This window comes from Enterobacter sp. LU1 (genome assembly GCF_008271405.2).
Taxonomy (GTDB): Bacteria; Pseudomonadota; Gammaproteobacteria; order Enterobacterales; family Enterobacteriaceae; genus Enterobacter; species Enterobacter hormaechei_C.
The window spans coordinates 4,026,910-4,041,577 of record NZ_CP043438.2; the positions used below are offsets into that span (position 1 = coordinate 4,026,910).

Below are 14,668 nucleotides of genomic sequence, written 5' to 3' on the forward strand. Positions count from 1 at the left end.
CTCACTTATTTTGCATAAACATGCATCGAGAGCGAAAGCGGTCTCTAATCAGTCAATCAAGCAGGGTTTTATTATATGACGACGATTCTCAAGCATCTCCCGGTAGGACAACGTATTGGCATCGCTTTTTCTGGCGGCCTGGATACCAGCGCTGCACTGCTGTGGATGCGCCAGAAGGGAGCGGTTCCTTATGCATATACTGCGAACCTGGGTCAGCCGGACGAGGAAGATTATGACGCGATCCCTCGTCGTGCCATGGAATATGGCGCAGAGAACGCACGTCTGATCGACTGCCGTAAGCAGCTGGTTGCCGAAGGGATTGCCGCGATCCAGTGCGGTGCTTTCCATAATACGACCGGCGGCCTGACCTATTTCAATACCACCCCGCTGGGTCGTGCCGTCACCGGCACTATGCTGGTCGCCGCCATGAAAGAAGATGGCGTGAACATCTGGGGGGACGGTAGCACCTATAAAGGCAACGATATTGAACGTTTCTATCGTTATGGCCTGCTGACCAACGCCGAGTTGCAGATCTACAAACCGTGGCTGGATACCGACTTCATCGACGAGCTGGGTGGCCGTCATGAAATGTCTGAGTTTATGATTGCCTGCGGCTTTGACTACAAGATGTCCGTTGAGAAAGCCTACTCAACCGACTCCAACATGCTGGGTGCGACGCACGAAGCGAAAGACCTGGAATTCCTGAACTCCAGCGTAAAAATTGTTAACCCGATCATGGGCGTGAAGTTCTGGGATGAGAACGTGAAGATCCCGGCGGAAGAAGTGACCGTGCGTTTCGAACGTGGTCATCCGGTTGCCCTGAACGGTAAAACCTTCTCCGACGATGTTGAACTGATGCTGGAAGCAAACCGCATCGGCGGTCGTCACGGTCTGGGTATGAGCGATCAGATCGAAAACCGTATCATTGAAGCGAAAAGCCGTGGCATTTACGAAGCGCCGGGGATGGCGCTGCTGCACATCGCTTACGAGCGTCTGCTGACCGGTATTCACAACGAAGACACCATCGAGCAGTATCACTCTCATGGCCGTCAGCTGGGCAAACTGCTGTATCAGGGTCGCTGGTTTGATCCACAGGCGCTGATGCTGCGTGACGCCCTGCAACGTTGGGTGGCAAGCGCAATCACCGGCGAAGTGACGCTGGAACTGCGTCGCGGCAATGATTACTCCATCCTCAATACCGTGTCTGACAACCTGACCTATAAAGCAGAGCGTCTGACCATGGAGAAAGGTGAGTCAGTGTTCTCTCCGGACGATCGTATTGGCCAGCTGACCATGCGTAACCTGGACATCACCGATACCCGTGAGAAGCTGTTCAACTATGTTGAGAATGGCCTGCTCTCCGCCAGTTCCGGTAATGGCCTCCCTCAGGTTGAGAACCTGGAACACAGCGATAAGAAATAATCGACAGCAAGTCATGCAAAAGGCGCCCATTGGGCGCCTTTTTTATGCTCTTCGTAGGCCCGGTAAGCGCAGCGCCACCGGGCAAAACGGCGGGTGGCGCTGCGCTTACCCGCCCTACAAAAGATCGGATACACAGAATGTACAGACGAAAAAAAAGACGTCTTGCGACGTCTTTCTTCTGGAATATTGGTACCGAGGATGGGACTCGAACCCACAAGCCCGTTAGGGCACTACCACCTCAAGGTAGCGTGTCTACCAATTCCACCACCTCGGTACGGAATACTTACTGCGGGATATCGCTGGTTGGCTTAGCCGGTGCAGCTGGCTGAGTTTGCTCAGTTTTTGCTGGCGCGCTCAGATTTTCCCACTCGCTTCCTTTACTGGTCTTGTTGCTGTTGATATTGCCCAGCACCAGACTGATGATGAAGAACAGCGTAGCCAGAATCGCCGTCGTACGGGTCATGAAGTTCGCAGAACCACTTGAACCGAACAGCGTACCGGAAGCGCCTGCTCCGAAGGAGGCTCCCATATCAGCGCCTTTACCTTGCTGTAGCATAATCAGCGCTACGAGAGCGATGGCTACAATAAGGAAAATAACTAAAAGAGCTTCGTACATAATCAACCTGTTCCTTGCGGATTTGCCGCATACCAATGCTTCGACCAATTAGCAGGATTTTGTTTCCCACTGAAGCGGGTGTGAATACTAACCAAAGCGAATCACCTTCGCAAGGGCATTTTCGAGGCATTGTATCAACTGCGGAAAAAAACAGCAAAAAGCCATTCATTGCTTAAAACAAAGGCGGCAAACGCCGCCTTTTTAAACACTTATTCTGAAAGATTATGCAGCTTTGACTGCATCCGCAATACGGTGCGCAAATTCAGTTACCTGCGCTTCGTCTTCGCCTTCCACCATCACGCGGATCAGCGGCTCGGTACCCGACTTACGCAGCAGGACGCGCCCACGGCTGCCAAGAGTCGCTTCCACCTCTGCCATCACCGCTTTCACGTTATCATTTTCCAGCGGGTCGCCTTTACCCGCGGTGAAACGCACATTGACCAGAATCTGCGGGAACATTTTCATGCCGCTGCACAGATCGTGCAGGCTCATATGGTTACGCGCCATCGCGGCAACAACCTGAAGCGCCGCCACAATACCGTCACCGGTGGTGGTTTTATCGAGCAGGATCACGTGGCCGGAGTTTTCCGCGCCAATACGCCAGCCTTTCTCCTGGAGTTTTTCCAGCACGTAGCGGTCACCCACTTTCGCACGAACAAACGGGATGCCCAGCTGTTTCAACGCCAGTTCCAGGCCCATATTGCTCATCAGCGTGCCCACCGCGCCACCGCGCAGTTGCCCCTGACGCAGGCCTTCACGGGCAATGATGTAGAGGATCTGATCGCCATCGACCTTGTTACCTTCGTGGTCAACCATGATCACACGGTCACCATCGCCATCCAGGGCAATACCCAGATCGGCCTTTTCAGCCAGCACACGCGCCTGCAAGGCACGCACGTCTGTCGCGCCGACTTCTTCGTTGATGTTCAGACCATCCGGCTCGCAGCCGATAGTGATCACTTTGGCACCCAGCTCGCGGAACACATTCGGCGCAATGTGGTAAGTCGCACCGTTGGCACAGTCCACCACAATTTTGAGGTGTGCCAGGCTCAGCTCATTCGGGAAAGTGCCTTTGCAGAATTCAATGTAGCGGCCTGCGGCATCGACAATACGGTTTGCTTTACCCAGCTCAGCGGAGTCAACACAGGTGATCTCTTTTTCCATTTCCGCTTCAATCGCCTCTTCCACGTCATCCGGCAGTTTGGTGCCGTCGATGGAGAAGAATTTGATACCGTTGTCATAGAACGGGTTATGGGAAGCGGAAATGACGATGCCCGCTTCCGCACGGAAGGTGCGGGTCAGATAGGCAACAGCAGGGGTCGGCATTGGCCCCGTAAAGGAAGCTGAAAGCCCCGCCGCCGCCAGCCCGGCTTCCAGCGCGGACTCCAGCATATAACCCGAAATACGGGTATCTTTCCCAATAATGATCTTACGGGAGCCATGACGCGCCAGCACTTTCCCCGCTGCCCAGCCCAGCTTCAGGACAAAGTCAGGGGTAATTGGCGCATCGCCTACGCGCCCACGGATGCCATCGGTACCAAAATATTTACGATTACTCATAGCGTTTGTTTTCCTTCGCTGCCAGTGTGGCTTCTACCACACGCATGGCTTCTACTGTTTCTTTTACGTCATGGACGCGAATGATGTGTGCACCTTGCATCGCGGCAATCACCGCGCAGGCCAGACTGCCGCTCAGACGTTCGCTCGGCCCGACATTCAACAACTGACCAATCATCGATTTTCTCGACATTCCCACCAGCAGTGGCAGGCCGAACTGATGAAACTCTGATAAGCGCGCAAGCAACGCGTAATTGTGTGAGAGATTTTTACCGAAACCGAAGCCCGGGTCGAGCAGCAATTTCTCTTTTGCGATACCCGCACGTTCACAGCGTTCGATATGCTCAATAAAGAAGCGGGTGACGTCGGCAAACACATCTTCATATTTTGGCGCCTCCTGCATTGTCTTAGGCTGACCCTGCATATGCATCAGACACACCGGTAGCCCGGTTTCTGCGGCGGCTTCAATCGCGCCCGGCTCGGTCAGCGAGCGGATATCATTGATAATGTGAGCGCCCACTCTCGCCACTTCACGGATCACTTCGGGTTTGGAGGTATCAACGGAGATCCACACTTCAAAGCGCCGGGCGATAGCCTCCACCACCGGCACCACGCGCGCCAGCTCTTCTTCCACCGAAACCTCCGCCGCGCCAGGCCGCGTTGACTCCCCTCCAACGTCAATGATGGTGGCACCCGCGTTAATCATTAAATTCGCGTGTTTAACCGCGTCGATAAGCGAATTATGCGTGCCGCCGTCAGAGAAGGAATCAGGCGTGACATTCAGGATCCCCATCACATGGGGATGTGAAAGGTCGAGATGCGAGTCCTGGGCGAATAGTTTCATGGTGAAGTCCCTGGGATTAATGTGGTTAAACAGATAAGAAAAACCCCGGAGCAAGCTCCAGGGTTTGAGATACAGACAAACGCTTCAACAGCAGTGACTTACTTGTCGCCCAACTGTTCTGACATGGTGTTGCCCGGGTTTGGCGTACGCGGTTCATCGACCGGACGCGGCGCACGCGGGGTGCCATTGTTGTCAGAATTGTTAGACGCGCCTGGGTCTTCCCAGCCTGCCGGCGGACGCACTTCGCGGCGCGCCATCAGGTCGTCAATCTGCGGTGCATCGATGGTCTCATATTTCATGAGCGCATCTTTCATCGAATGCAGGATGTCCATATTGTCGTTCAGGATCTGACGGGCGCGAGCGTAGTTACGTTCAATCAGCGCTTTCACTTCCTGGTCGATGATACGTGCCGTTTCATCGGACATATGTTTCGCTTTTGCCACAGAGCGGCCCAGGAATACTTCGCCCTCTTCCTCTGCATACAGCAGCGGACCGAGTTTGTCGGAGAAGCCCCACTGAGTCACCATGTTACGCGCCAGGTTTGTCGCCACTTTAATATCGTTCGACGCACCGGTGGAAACATGTTCCGCACCGTAGATAATCTCTTCAGCCAGACGACCGCCGTACAGGGTTGAAATCTGGCTTTCCAGCTTCTGACGGCTGGCGCTGATCGCGTCGCCTTCAGGCAGGAAGAAGGTCACACCCAGCGCACGACCGCGCGGAATAATCGTCACCTTGTGTACGGGATCGTGTTCCGGCACCAGACGACCGATAATCGCGTGGCCCGCTTCGTGATATGCCGTGGACTCTTTCTGCGCTTCCGTCATCACCATGGAGCGACGTTCCGCACCCATCATGATTTTGTCTTTCGCTTTCTCGAATTCCACCATGGACACCACGCGCTTGTTACCGCGAGCGGCAAACAGTGCTGCCTCGTTGACCAGGTTAGCCAGATCCGCACCGGAGAAGCCTGGAGTACCACGCGCGATGATTGCCGCGTCGATATCTGGCGCCAGCGGTACGCGACGCATATGCACTTTCAGAATCTGTTCACGACCGCGAACATCCGGCAGACCGACCACAACCTGACGGTCAAAACGGCCTGGACGCAGCAGCGCAGGGTCGAGTACGTCCGGACGGTTAGTTGCCGCGATAACGATAATACCTTCGTTACCTTCGAAGCCGTCCATCTCAACCAGCATCTGGTTCAGCGTCTGCTCACGTTCATCGTGACCACCACCCAGGCCTGCGCCACGCTGGCGGCCTACGGCGTCGATTTCATCGATGAAGATGATGCACGGTGCTGCCTTCTTAGCCTGCTCGAACATGTCACGCACACGAGATGCACCGACACCCACGAACATTTCAACGAAGTCAGAACCTGAAATAGTAAAGAACGGCACCTTCGCTTCACCCGCGATGGCTTTTGCCAGCAGGGTTTTACCGGTACCCGGAGGGCCGACCATCAGGACGCCTTTCGGGATCTTACCGCCCAGTTTCTGGAAACGGCTCGGCTCGCGCAGGTATTCAACCAGTTCACCCACCTCTTCTTTTGCTTCGTCACAACCTGCTACGTCAGCAAACGTGGTCTTGATCTGGTCTTCCGTCAGCATACGCGCCTTGCTCTTACCGAACGACATGGCACCTTTGCCACCACCGCCCTGCATCTGGCGCATAAAGAAGATCCAGACGCCGATAAGAAGCAGCATCGGGAACCAGGAAATGAAGATAGAAGCCAGCAGGCTTGGTTCTTCCGGCGGCTCGCCTACCACTTTGACGTTTTTGGTCAGAAGGTTATCAAGCAGCTTAGGATCGTTCACCGGGATGTAAGTCGTGTAACGGTTACTATCTTTCTTGGTAACGTTGATCTCACGTCCGTTGATACGCGCTTCGCGAACCTGGTCCTGATTGACCTCTTGCAGGAAGGTAGAATAATCCACCTTGCGGCCATTCGACTCGCTGGGCCCAAAGCTCTGGAATACTGACATCAGCACAACGGCAATGACCAGCCAGAGTATTAGGTTTTTCGCCATGTCACTCAAGGGATTAACCTCATATTACAACTGTGTTAAAAACAGCGTCAGGATACTCTATATCCAGTTTCATTCAAACTTTCGCCTGAAATCTACCGGTTATCATTTTCGCCCGGTCGCTACAATATACACTTCACGGGAACGGGCCCGGGAAGAGTCCGGCTTACGAACTTTGACCTTCGCAAACAGGGAGCGAATTTCCTTAAGATACTCCTCGAAACCTTCGCCCTGAAACACCTTCACAACAAAACTACCACCAGGCGCTAGTACATCACGACACATTTCTAACGCTAGTTCCACCAGATACATGGCGCGGGGGATATCCACCGCCGGTGTTCCACACATATTTGGCGCCATATCCGACATGACAACCTGGACCTTACTGTCACCTACACGATCAAGTAGTGCTTTAAGCACTAATTCATCACGAAAGTCGCCCTGAAGGAAGTCGACACCGACGATGGGATCCATTGGTAAAAGATCGCATGCGATGATTCGGCCCGTTCCGCCGATCTGCGTAACCGCATACTGGGACCATCCGCCAGGTGCCGCACCGAGGTCGACCACCGTCATTCCCGGTTTAAAAAGTTTGTCACTTTGCTGTATTTCATCAAGTTTAAACCAGGCGCGGGAACGCAACCCCTTTTTCTGCGCCTGTTGAACATATTTATCGCTAAAGTGTTCCTGAAGCCAGCGGCTGGAACTGGCAGAACGCTTTTTACCTGTCATTTAACATTTCCGTCCTGGTTCATCGTTGCTTGCCTGTGACGTAAATTTCTACGCAGCTATTTGGCGATATTAGGGAGATGGCGGTAGAATGAACCGTTTTCAATCCCAACGTAAGCAAAAATATACGATGAATCTGAGTACTAAACAAAAACAGCACCTTAAAGGTCTGGCACATCCGCTCAAGCCTGTAGTGATGCTTGGCAACAATGGTTTGACCGAAGGGGTGCTTGCCGAGATTGAACAAGCGCTGGAACACCACGAGCTGATCAAGGTGAAAATCGCCTCTGAAGACAGAGACACTAAAAACCTGATCGTGGAAGCCATCGTGCGCGAAACCGGCGCCTGTAATGTACAGGTCATCGGTAAAACGCTGGTGCTCTATCGCCCATCTAAAGAGCGCAAAATCTCGCTGCCACGTTAAGGATATCCTGAATCGAACACATTTTCTGTGTGAAACGAGGGATTTCTTTCAGCAGGCGAGCAAAATGCCATGCTCCTTGAGTTGATAAAAGGCCGCTATGCGGCCTTTTTCTTTTCTTTACAATGTATCAACATCTTAGTAGAGAAGCGAATTACAGGTATTCAACCTTAATAATTTCGTATTCCACTTCACCACCAGGGGTGCGGATGGTGACCACATCGTCCTGCTCTTTGCCAATCAGGCCACGAGCAATCGGCGAGTTCACCGAAATCAGGTTCTGTTTGAAGTCCGCTTCATCATCACCCACGATGCGATAGGTCTGCTCTTCGTCGTTGTCCAGATTCAGGACGCTGACGGTAGAACCGAAGATCACACGGCCATTATTTGGCATTTTGGTGATATCGATAACCTGCGCGTTAGACAGTTTCGCCTCGATATCTTTAATGCGCCCCTCACAGAAACCCTGCTGCTCACGCGCCGCGTGGTATTCAGCATTCTCTTTCAGGTCGCCATGCTCACGCGCTTCCGCGATAGCGGCGATGATTTCAGGGCGACGCACGGATTTGAGAAAATCCAGCTCTTCGCGCAGTTTTTCGGCACCACGTAAGGTCATCGGAATAGCTTGCATTTGTTATACCTCTTAAACATTCCTGTTGGGAGCAGTGTTCCCTGCTCCAGCCCACCTGAACAGGCCAGAAGCAAAAAGAAAACCGACCCGGGAGCAACGCCCCAGGTCAGCAGCAATTTTTCAATTTGATACGTATTTTACCGCGAAGTTCACTATGGGTCATCGTTTACTTTACAGTGCCATGCACCGTAGTATGACGGTTTGTTTTCGGGTTGTTAGCGCGAGATTATGCGATTTTCCAGTTTTATCATCGGATTGACTACCAGTATAACGTTCACCGTTCAGGCCGCGAATGTTGATGAGTACATTAATCAACTGCCCGCCGGCGCGAACCTTGCCCTGATGGTGCAGAAGGTTGGCGCGCAGGCTCCCGAGATTGACTATCACAGTCAACAGATGGCGCTGCCTGCCAGTACCCAGAAGGTGATCACTGCCCTCGCCGCCCTGCTCCAGCTCGGGCCTGACTTCCGTTTTACTACCACCCTTGAAACCAGAGGTAACGTTGAGGGTGGCGAACTGAAAGGCGATCTTATCGCCCGTTTTGGTGGCGATCCCACCTTTAAGCGCCAGGATGTCCGCAATATGGTGGCGGTACTGAAAAAATCCGGCGTAACAAAAATTGATGGCAACGTGCTGATCGACACCTCCATTTTCGCCAGCCACGATAAAGCGCCTGGCTGGCCGTGGAACGACATGACGCAGTGCTTTAGCGCCCCGCCAGCCGCCGCCATCGTTGACCGTAACTGCTTCTCCGTATCGCTTTACAGCGCGCCAAAACCAAATGACTTAGCTTTTATCCGCGTGGCCTCATACTACCCGGTCACGATGTTCAGCCAGGTGCGGACGCTGGCGAAAGGCTCCCCGGAGGCGCAGTATTGCGAGCTGGACGTGGTACCGGGCGATCTCAATCGCTATACGCTCACCGGCTGCCTGACCCAGCGGTCCGATCCCCTCCCGCTGGCCTTCGCCATTCAGGATGGCGCGGGCTATGCCGGTGCCATTTTTAAAGATGAACTGAAGCAGGCGGGCATAACCTACACCGGAACGCTGCTGCGCCAGACGCAGGTGAATGAGCCAGGCACGGTGATCGCCAGCAAACAGTCCGCGCCACTGCATGATTTGCTTAAGATTATGCTGAAAAAGTCGGATAACATGATTGCCGACACGGTGTTCCGCATGATTGGGCACGCGCGATTTGGTGTGCCGGGCACCTGGCGGGCCGGTTCTGATGCCGTACGTCAGATCCTGCGCCAGCAGGCGGGTATCGATCTGGGCAATACGATCGCCGTTGATGGTTCCGGTTTATCGCGTCATAACCTGATCTCGCCGGCCACCATGATGCAGGTGTTGCAGTACATTGCTCAGCATGACGCTGAGCTAAACTTTATTACGATGCTGCCGCTTGCCGGACACGACGGCTCTCTTCAGTACCGCGCGGGCCTTCACGCTGCGGGCGTGGATGGCAAAGTGTCAGCCAAAACGGGTTCCCTGCAAGGCGTTTACAACCTTGCCGGTTTTATCACTACCGCCAGCGGACAACGCATGGCATTTGTGCAGTATCTTTCCGGCTATGCCGTCGAACCGGCTGACCAGCGCAATCGCCGTATTCCACTGGTGCGTTTCGAAAGCAGGCTCTATAAGGACATCTACCAGAATAACTAGCGATGAAACTACTGATAGTTGAAGACGATCTGTTATTGCAGGAAGGGTTAGCGCTGGCGCTGGGGAATGAAGGCTACGCCCTGGATTGTGCCACCACGGCCGCTGAAGCTGATGCCCTGATCCAGAGCGGTGAATACAGCCTCGTGATCCTGGATTTAGGGCTGCCGGATAAAGACGGCGCGACGCTGCTCTGCCAGTGGCGTCGTCGCGGGGTTGAGAATCCCGTCTTGATTCTCACCGCCCGCGATGCCATTGAAGACAGAATTAACGGGCTGGATTCTGGCGCTGACGATTATCTGGTAAAACCCTTCGCCCTTGCCGAGCTACAGGCTCGCGTACGGGCGTTGATCCGCCGCTATCAGGGCCACAGCGACAACCTGCTGACGGACGGAGATATCACCCTCAATCTGCAAACTCAGCAGGTGCTGCGCCAGTCTCAGCCTGTGGAAGTGACGCCAAAAGAGTTCGCTCTGCTGACGCGCCTGATCATGCGCAGCGGGCAGACCGTGCACCGTGAAACGCTGCAACAGGACATCTACTCCTGGCAGGACGATCCAGGATCAAACACGCTTGAAGTTCACATTCATAATCTGCGGCGCAAGCTCGGTAAAGATCGCATCAAAACCGTACGCGGCGTGGGTTACCGTCTGGAGAGCCAGAAATGAACAGTATGCGCCGGCGATTAATGGTGTTGCTGGCGGTTATTCTGCTATTTTTTCAACTCATTAGCGTAGTCTGGCTGTGGCATGAGAGCCGCGAGCAGATCGGTTTTCTGGTGAACGAAACATTGTCCGCCAAAGCGCGCAACAACCATGTCGAAAAAGAGATCCGCGAAGCCATTGCCTCTCTGCTGGTCCCTTCTCTGGTGATGGTCGGTTTTACCCTGCTCTTCTCATTTTGGGCCGTCACCTGGATCACCCGACCACTCAACAAACTTCGCGCCAGCCTTGCGAACCGTTCGGCGGATAATCTGACTCCCCTGCCGATGTATTCCGATATGGAAGAGATAGGCGCTGTGACCACGTCGCTCAATCAACTCCTCGCCCGGCTGGACCACACTATTCAACAGGAACGCCTGTTTACCGCCGATGCGGCACACGAGTTACGTACGCCGCTTGCGGGGATCAGGCTCCATCTGGAACTGATGGCTCAGTCCGGTTCCCCGCAGGCCACGCCACTGATAAGCCGTATCGATCAGTTGATGCACACGGTGGAACAGCTGCTGATGCTGGCGCGTGCCGGACAGGCGATGGCCAGCGGCCATTACGATACCGTGAACTGGACAGAGACGATCATTGCTCCGCTCAGCCTGGAGCATGAAGCCAAAGAGCATACGGTAATATGGCCGGCCCACAGCGTGCTGACGGTTCAGGGGGACGCCGTCCTGTTACGTCTGATGCTAAGGAACCTTCTGGAGAATGCCGCCCGCTACAGCCCGGCAGGCACAACCATTGAAGTGGCATTAACAGCGACGGAGGGCGGTACCCGGGTGAGCGTTACCGATCAGGGGCCGGGTATTGATGAGGCGCACCGCCAGTCGATCACCGAACCTTTCCGACGTCTCGACCAGCGCTACGGCGGCAGCGGCCTTGGGCTGAGCATCGTACAGCGTATCGTACAACTCCATCATGGCCATTTAACGCTGGAGAACGGCGCTGAGGGCGGCCTCATCGCCAGCTGTTGGTTACCGGCGAAAATAGGATAAAAAAAAGCCCCGTTAAGGGGCTTTATACAGGGGTTAGTGCTTGTAGATGAACTCGACGCCTTCTTCGTCGTCTTCATCCCAGTCATCGTCCCAGTCTTCATCATCTTCTTCCGCTTCCAGCTCTTCGAGCTGCTGGCGGTGGTAGTCATCCCACATGAATTCGACTTTTTCAGGCTGTTTCGCCTCTTCTGCCTGAACAACCGGATTCTCGATGATAAAGGTCATCACATCCCAGCAGAGATCTTTCACGCCAACCTGGCTGGCGGCAGAGATCAGATAGTACTTATCTTCCCAACCCATCGCTTCGGCAATCGCTTTAGCTTTCGCTTCAGCTTCCGCTTTGTCCATCAGGTCGATCTTGTTGAATACCAGCCAGCGCGGTTTTTGCGCCAGTTTTTCACTGTATTTCTCCAGCTCGCCAATAATGATACGGGCGTTTTCAACCGGATCGGAACCGTCGATTGGATCGATGTCGATGAGGTGCAACAGTACGCGACAACGCTCAAGGTGCTTCAGGAAGCGAATACCCAGACCGGCGCCTTCTGCTGCCCCTTCAATCAGACCCGGGATGTCAGCGACCACAAAGCTCTTCTCGTTATCCATACGGACAACGCCCAGGCTCGGCACCAGCGTCGTAAACGGATAATCCGCTACTTTGGGTTTCGCCGCAGAGACCGCACGGATAAACGTCGATTTACCGGCGTTTGGCATACCCAGCATCCCCACATCCGCCAGCAGCATCAGTTCCAGTTGCAGGTCGCGCTTATCACCCGGGGTACCCATGGTTTTCTGACGCGGGGTACGGTTAACGGAAGATTTGAAACGGCTGTTACCCAGACCATGCCAGCCGCCTTTCGCCACCATCAGGCGCTGACCGTGTTTGGTCATATCACCCATGGTTTCGCCCGTGCCCTGATCGATGACACGCGTACCCACCGGCACTTTGATCGTCACGTCTTTACCGCGTTTACCGGTACAGTCGCGGCTCTGGCCGTTCTGGCCACGCTCGGCGCGGAAAGATTTTTCGAAACGGTAGTCGATTAGCGTGTTGAGGTTTTCATCCGCCTCCAGCCACACGTCGCCACCGTCCCCACCGTCACCGCCGTCAGGACCGCCACGAGGAATATATTTTTCACGGCGGAAGCTTACACAACCGTTACCGCCATCACCTGCCACGACCAGAATCGTCGCTTCATCAACAAACTTCATTTTACTCTCCGTAACTCATTCGCCTGAGCGGGGGACTATTACAACCGCTTCATTTTTGCGCCAACGCCCCCAGAGACGATGACCAATGGCGGAATACATCGCGCCCGCAACCACGACAAACGCACCGAGATAACCCAACAGGTTGAGCATCGGCTTGACGAAGACATCGGGCCAGGCCATTGATAACAAATCTGAAAATAACAGCGTAAACAGCGGGGTAAGCGTGATTAAGGCGCTCACCTGTGCTGCCTGCCAGCGCGCCATGGCTTCAGCCAGCGCGCCATAACCGACCAGCGTATTCAGCCCACAAAAAATGAGGCACGCCAGTTGCCAGTCGCTGAGCTGGGTAATTACACCCGGCTTCGCTAAAGGCAATAATGCCAGTGTACACAAAGTGTACAGCAAAAAGAGGATCTGCTGTGAGGCAAGACGGCGCAATAACACCTTTTGCGCGACGCCATAACTCACCCAGACCGTTGCTGCACCCACCCCAAAAATGACACCCCAGGTGTAATCCGTCAGGCGGGTAAAAATCTCAATCAGGCTGGTGTTAAAGAACATCACCAGCCCGCAAAGCAGCATGCTTGCCCCGATGATCTGCGTGCCGCGCATCTTCTCCTTGAGGATGAATACGCTGGCGACCATCATGCCGACCGGTGAAAGCTGACCAATCACCTGCGACGCTGTAGGGCTAAGATATTGCAGGGAAGAGCTGAACAGAATAAAGTTACCGAACAGACCGCCCGTCGCGATAGCCAGTAACACCAGCCAACGCGGTTTTCGGAAGATGCGCAGCGGTGGCAGCTTACCTTTGACGGCCAGAATGGCGCCCAGGCCTATGCTTGCCATCAGGAAGCGATAAAACACCACCGTCGGTGGCTCCATGACTTCCAGTACCTGCTTCATTGCAATTGGCAGCGCACCCCAGCACATTGCGGTAGTGAGCGCCAAAAGAATACCCATGCCGGCCTGCTGCTTCATGCCCGTTTTCCCTACAGAAAATTTTCCGGGTTTCCAATGTAAAAAGCCCCGCAACACGTTGCGGGGCTTTAATCCGTTACCGGACCGAGAAAACCTTACTCAGCAACGATGCTGATGTATTTACGGTTGTTCGGGCCTTTAACTTCAAATTTCACTTTACCGTCTGCTTTAGCAAACAGAGTGTGGTCACGACCGCAACCTACGTTGGTACCCGCGTGGAACTTGGTGCCACGCTGACGAACGATGATGCTACCCGCCAGAACGGATTCGCCACCGAAACGCTTAACGCCCAGGCGTTTAGCTTCTGAATCGCGACCGTTACGTGTGGAGCCGCCAGCCTTTTTATGTGCCATTTAAATCTCTCCTCAGGTCTTAGGCGCTGATGCCAGTAATTTTCACATCAGTGAACCACTGACGGTGGCCCTGCTGCTTACGATAGTGTTTACGACGACGAAACTTAACGATTTTAACTTTCTCGCCACGACCGTGAGCAACAACTTCAGCTTTGATAACGCCGCCATCAACGAAAGGAACGCCGATTTTGACTTCTTCACCGTTTGCGATCATCAGAACTTCAGCGAACTCAACAGATTCGCCAGTTGCGATGTCCAGCTTTTCCAGGCGAACGGTCTGACCTTCGCTTACTCGGTGTTGTTTACCACCACTTTGGAAAACCGCGTACATATAAACTCCGCTTCCGCGCACATCCTCGTATGATTCAGAGTGCGCTATAAATATTCACAATAGGGCGCGAATATTACGCAAAACGCGAGCCTTTGACAAGTGCTACCATCAATACATGAAGAAAAAAAACACAACACGTACGGTAACGTTTATCTGAGCCGTTTTTTCAGTACAATC

At 53.9% G+C, this 14,668-nt stretch carries 15 protein-coding genes and 1 tRNA gene; 5 read left to right on the forward strand and 11 right to left on the reverse strand.

All coding sequences use genetic code 11. The annotated features are described in order from the left end of the window. The first annotated feature begins 75 nt into the window (after positions 1-75). The gene (gene argG, locus FZF21_RS19240; RefSeq protein WP_015571974.1) at positions 76-1,422 is read left to right on the forward strand and encodes an argininosuccinate synthase; all 1,347 of its coding nucleotides are present in this window, start codon (positions 76-78) and stop codon (positions 1,420-1,422) included. Between the two features lie 187 nt (positions 1,423-1,609). Here argG and FZF21_RS19245 read toward each other — a convergent pair. From FZF21_RS19245 to rlmE, 6 genes are all read right to left on the reverse strand, one after another. Further along, positions 1,610-1,696, reverse strand: a tRNA-Leu gene (locus tag FZF21_RS19245). 9 nt (positions 1,697-1,705) lie between these two features. After that, a complete protein-coding gene (secG, locus tag FZF21_RS19250) occupies positions 1,706-2,038 on the reverse strand; it encodes a preprotein translocase subunit SecG (RefSeq protein ID WP_003861803.1) in 333 nt (110 codons plus the stop codon). Positions 2,039-2,260: 222 nt separating this feature from the next. Then, the gene (gene glmM, locus FZF21_RS19255) at positions 2,261-3,598 is read right to left on the reverse strand and encodes a phosphoglucosamine mutase (RefSeq protein ID WP_003861804.1); all 1,338 of its coding nucleotides are present in this window, start codon (positions 3,596-3,598) and stop codon (positions 2,261-2,263) included. Continuing rightward, the gene (folP, locus tag FZF21_RS19260; protein WP_003861807.1) at positions 3,591-4,439 is read right to left on the reverse strand and encodes a dihydropteroate synthase; all 849 of its coding nucleotides are present in this window, start codon (positions 4,437-4,439) and stop codon (positions 3,591-3,593) included. The genes glmM and folP overlap by 8 nt, the downstream gene beginning before the upstream one ends. Positions 4,440-4,537: 98 nt before the next feature. Further along, the gene (ftsH, locus tag FZF21_RS19265; RefSeq protein WP_003861810.1) at positions 4,538-6,472 is read right to left on the reverse strand and encodes an ATP-dependent zinc metalloprotease FtsH; all 1,935 of its coding nucleotides are present in this window, start codon (positions 6,470-6,472) and stop codon (positions 4,538-4,540) included. Between the two features lie 102 nt (positions 6,473-6,574). Beyond that, positions 6,575-7,201: a 23S rRNA (uridine(2552)-2'-O)-methyltransferase RlmE gene (gene rlmE / locus FZF21_RS19270; RefSeq protein WP_003861812.1), complete on the reverse strand. Its 627-nt coding sequence runs from the start codon at positions 7,199-7,201 to the stop codon at positions 6,575-6,577. Positions 7,202-7,328: 127 nt separating this feature from the next. Between rlmE and yhbY the strand changes: the two genes are divergently transcribed. Beyond that, positions 7,329-7,622: a ribosome assembly RNA-binding protein YhbY gene (yhbY, locus tag FZF21_RS19275; protein ID WP_003861814.1), complete on the forward strand. Its 294-nt coding sequence runs from the start codon at positions 7,329-7,331 to the stop codon at positions 7,620-7,622. Positions 7,623-7,773: 151 nt separating this feature from the next. On the opposite strand, the gene greA is transcribed toward yhbY, so the two are convergent. Next, positions 7,774-8,250 carry a transcription elongation factor GreA gene (gene greA, locus FZF21_RS19280; RefSeq protein ID WP_006812122.1) on the reverse strand — a complete coding sequence of 159 codons (477 nt, stop codon included), beginning with the start codon at positions 8,248-8,250 and terminating at the stop codon, positions 7,774-7,776. A 228-nt stretch (positions 8,251-8,478) separates the two neighbouring features. On the opposite strand from greA, the gene dacB reads away from it, so the two are divergent. The 3 genes from dacB to pmrB are packed head-to-tail and all read left to right on the forward strand — an operon-like array spanning position 8,479 to position 11,617. Next, on the forward strand, positions 8,479-9,912 hold the full coding sequence (gene dacB, locus FZF21_RS19285; RefSeq protein ID WP_015571976.1) for a serine-type D-Ala-D-Ala carboxypeptidase: 1,434 nt from the start codon (positions 8,479-8,481) through the stop codon (positions 9,910-9,912). A 2-nt stretch (positions 9,913-9,914) separates the two neighbouring features. After that, a complete protein-coding gene (gene pmrA / locus FZF21_RS19290) occupies positions 9,915-10,577 on the forward strand; it encodes a two-component system response regulator PmrA (RefSeq protein WP_015571977.1) in 663 nt (220 codons plus the stop codon). Continuing rightward, on the forward strand, positions 10,574-11,617 hold the full coding sequence (gene pmrB / locus FZF21_RS19295; RefSeq protein WP_017693913.1) for a two-component system sensor histidine kinase PmrB: 1,044 nt from the start codon (positions 10,574-10,576) through the stop codon (positions 11,615-11,617). Before pmrA ends, pmrB begins: the two co-directional genes overlap by 4 nt. A 33-nt stretch (positions 11,618-11,650) precedes the next feature. On the opposite strand, the gene cgtA is transcribed toward pmrB, so the two are convergent. From cgtA to rplU, 4 genes are all read right to left on the reverse strand, one after another. Continuing rightward, the gene (cgtA, locus tag FZF21_RS19300; protein WP_003861823.1) at positions 11,651-12,826 is read right to left on the reverse strand and encodes an Obg family GTPase CgtA; all 1,176 of its coding nucleotides are present in this window, start codon (positions 12,824-12,826) and stop codon (positions 11,651-11,653) included. A 15-nt stretch (positions 12,827-12,841) separates the two neighbouring features. Next, on the reverse strand, positions 12,842-13,807 hold the full coding sequence (locus FZF21_RS19305) for a DMT family transporter (protein WP_015571979.1): 966 nt from the start codon (positions 13,805-13,807) through the stop codon (positions 12,842-12,844). 95 nt (positions 13,808-13,902) lie between these two features. Beyond that, positions 13,903-14,160, reverse strand: a complete 258-nt coding sequence (gene rpmA / locus FZF21_RS19310; protein ID WP_003861831.1) for a 50S ribosomal protein L27 — start codon at positions 14,158-14,160, stop codon at positions 13,903-13,905. 19 nt (positions 14,161-14,179) lie between these two features. Further along, the gene (rplU, locus tag FZF21_RS19315; RefSeq protein WP_003025032.1) at positions 14,180-14,491 is read right to left on the reverse strand and encodes a 50S ribosomal protein L21; all 312 of its coding nucleotides are present in this window, start codon (positions 14,489-14,491) and stop codon (positions 14,180-14,182) included. Positions 14,492-14,668 lie beyond the last annotated feature (177 nt).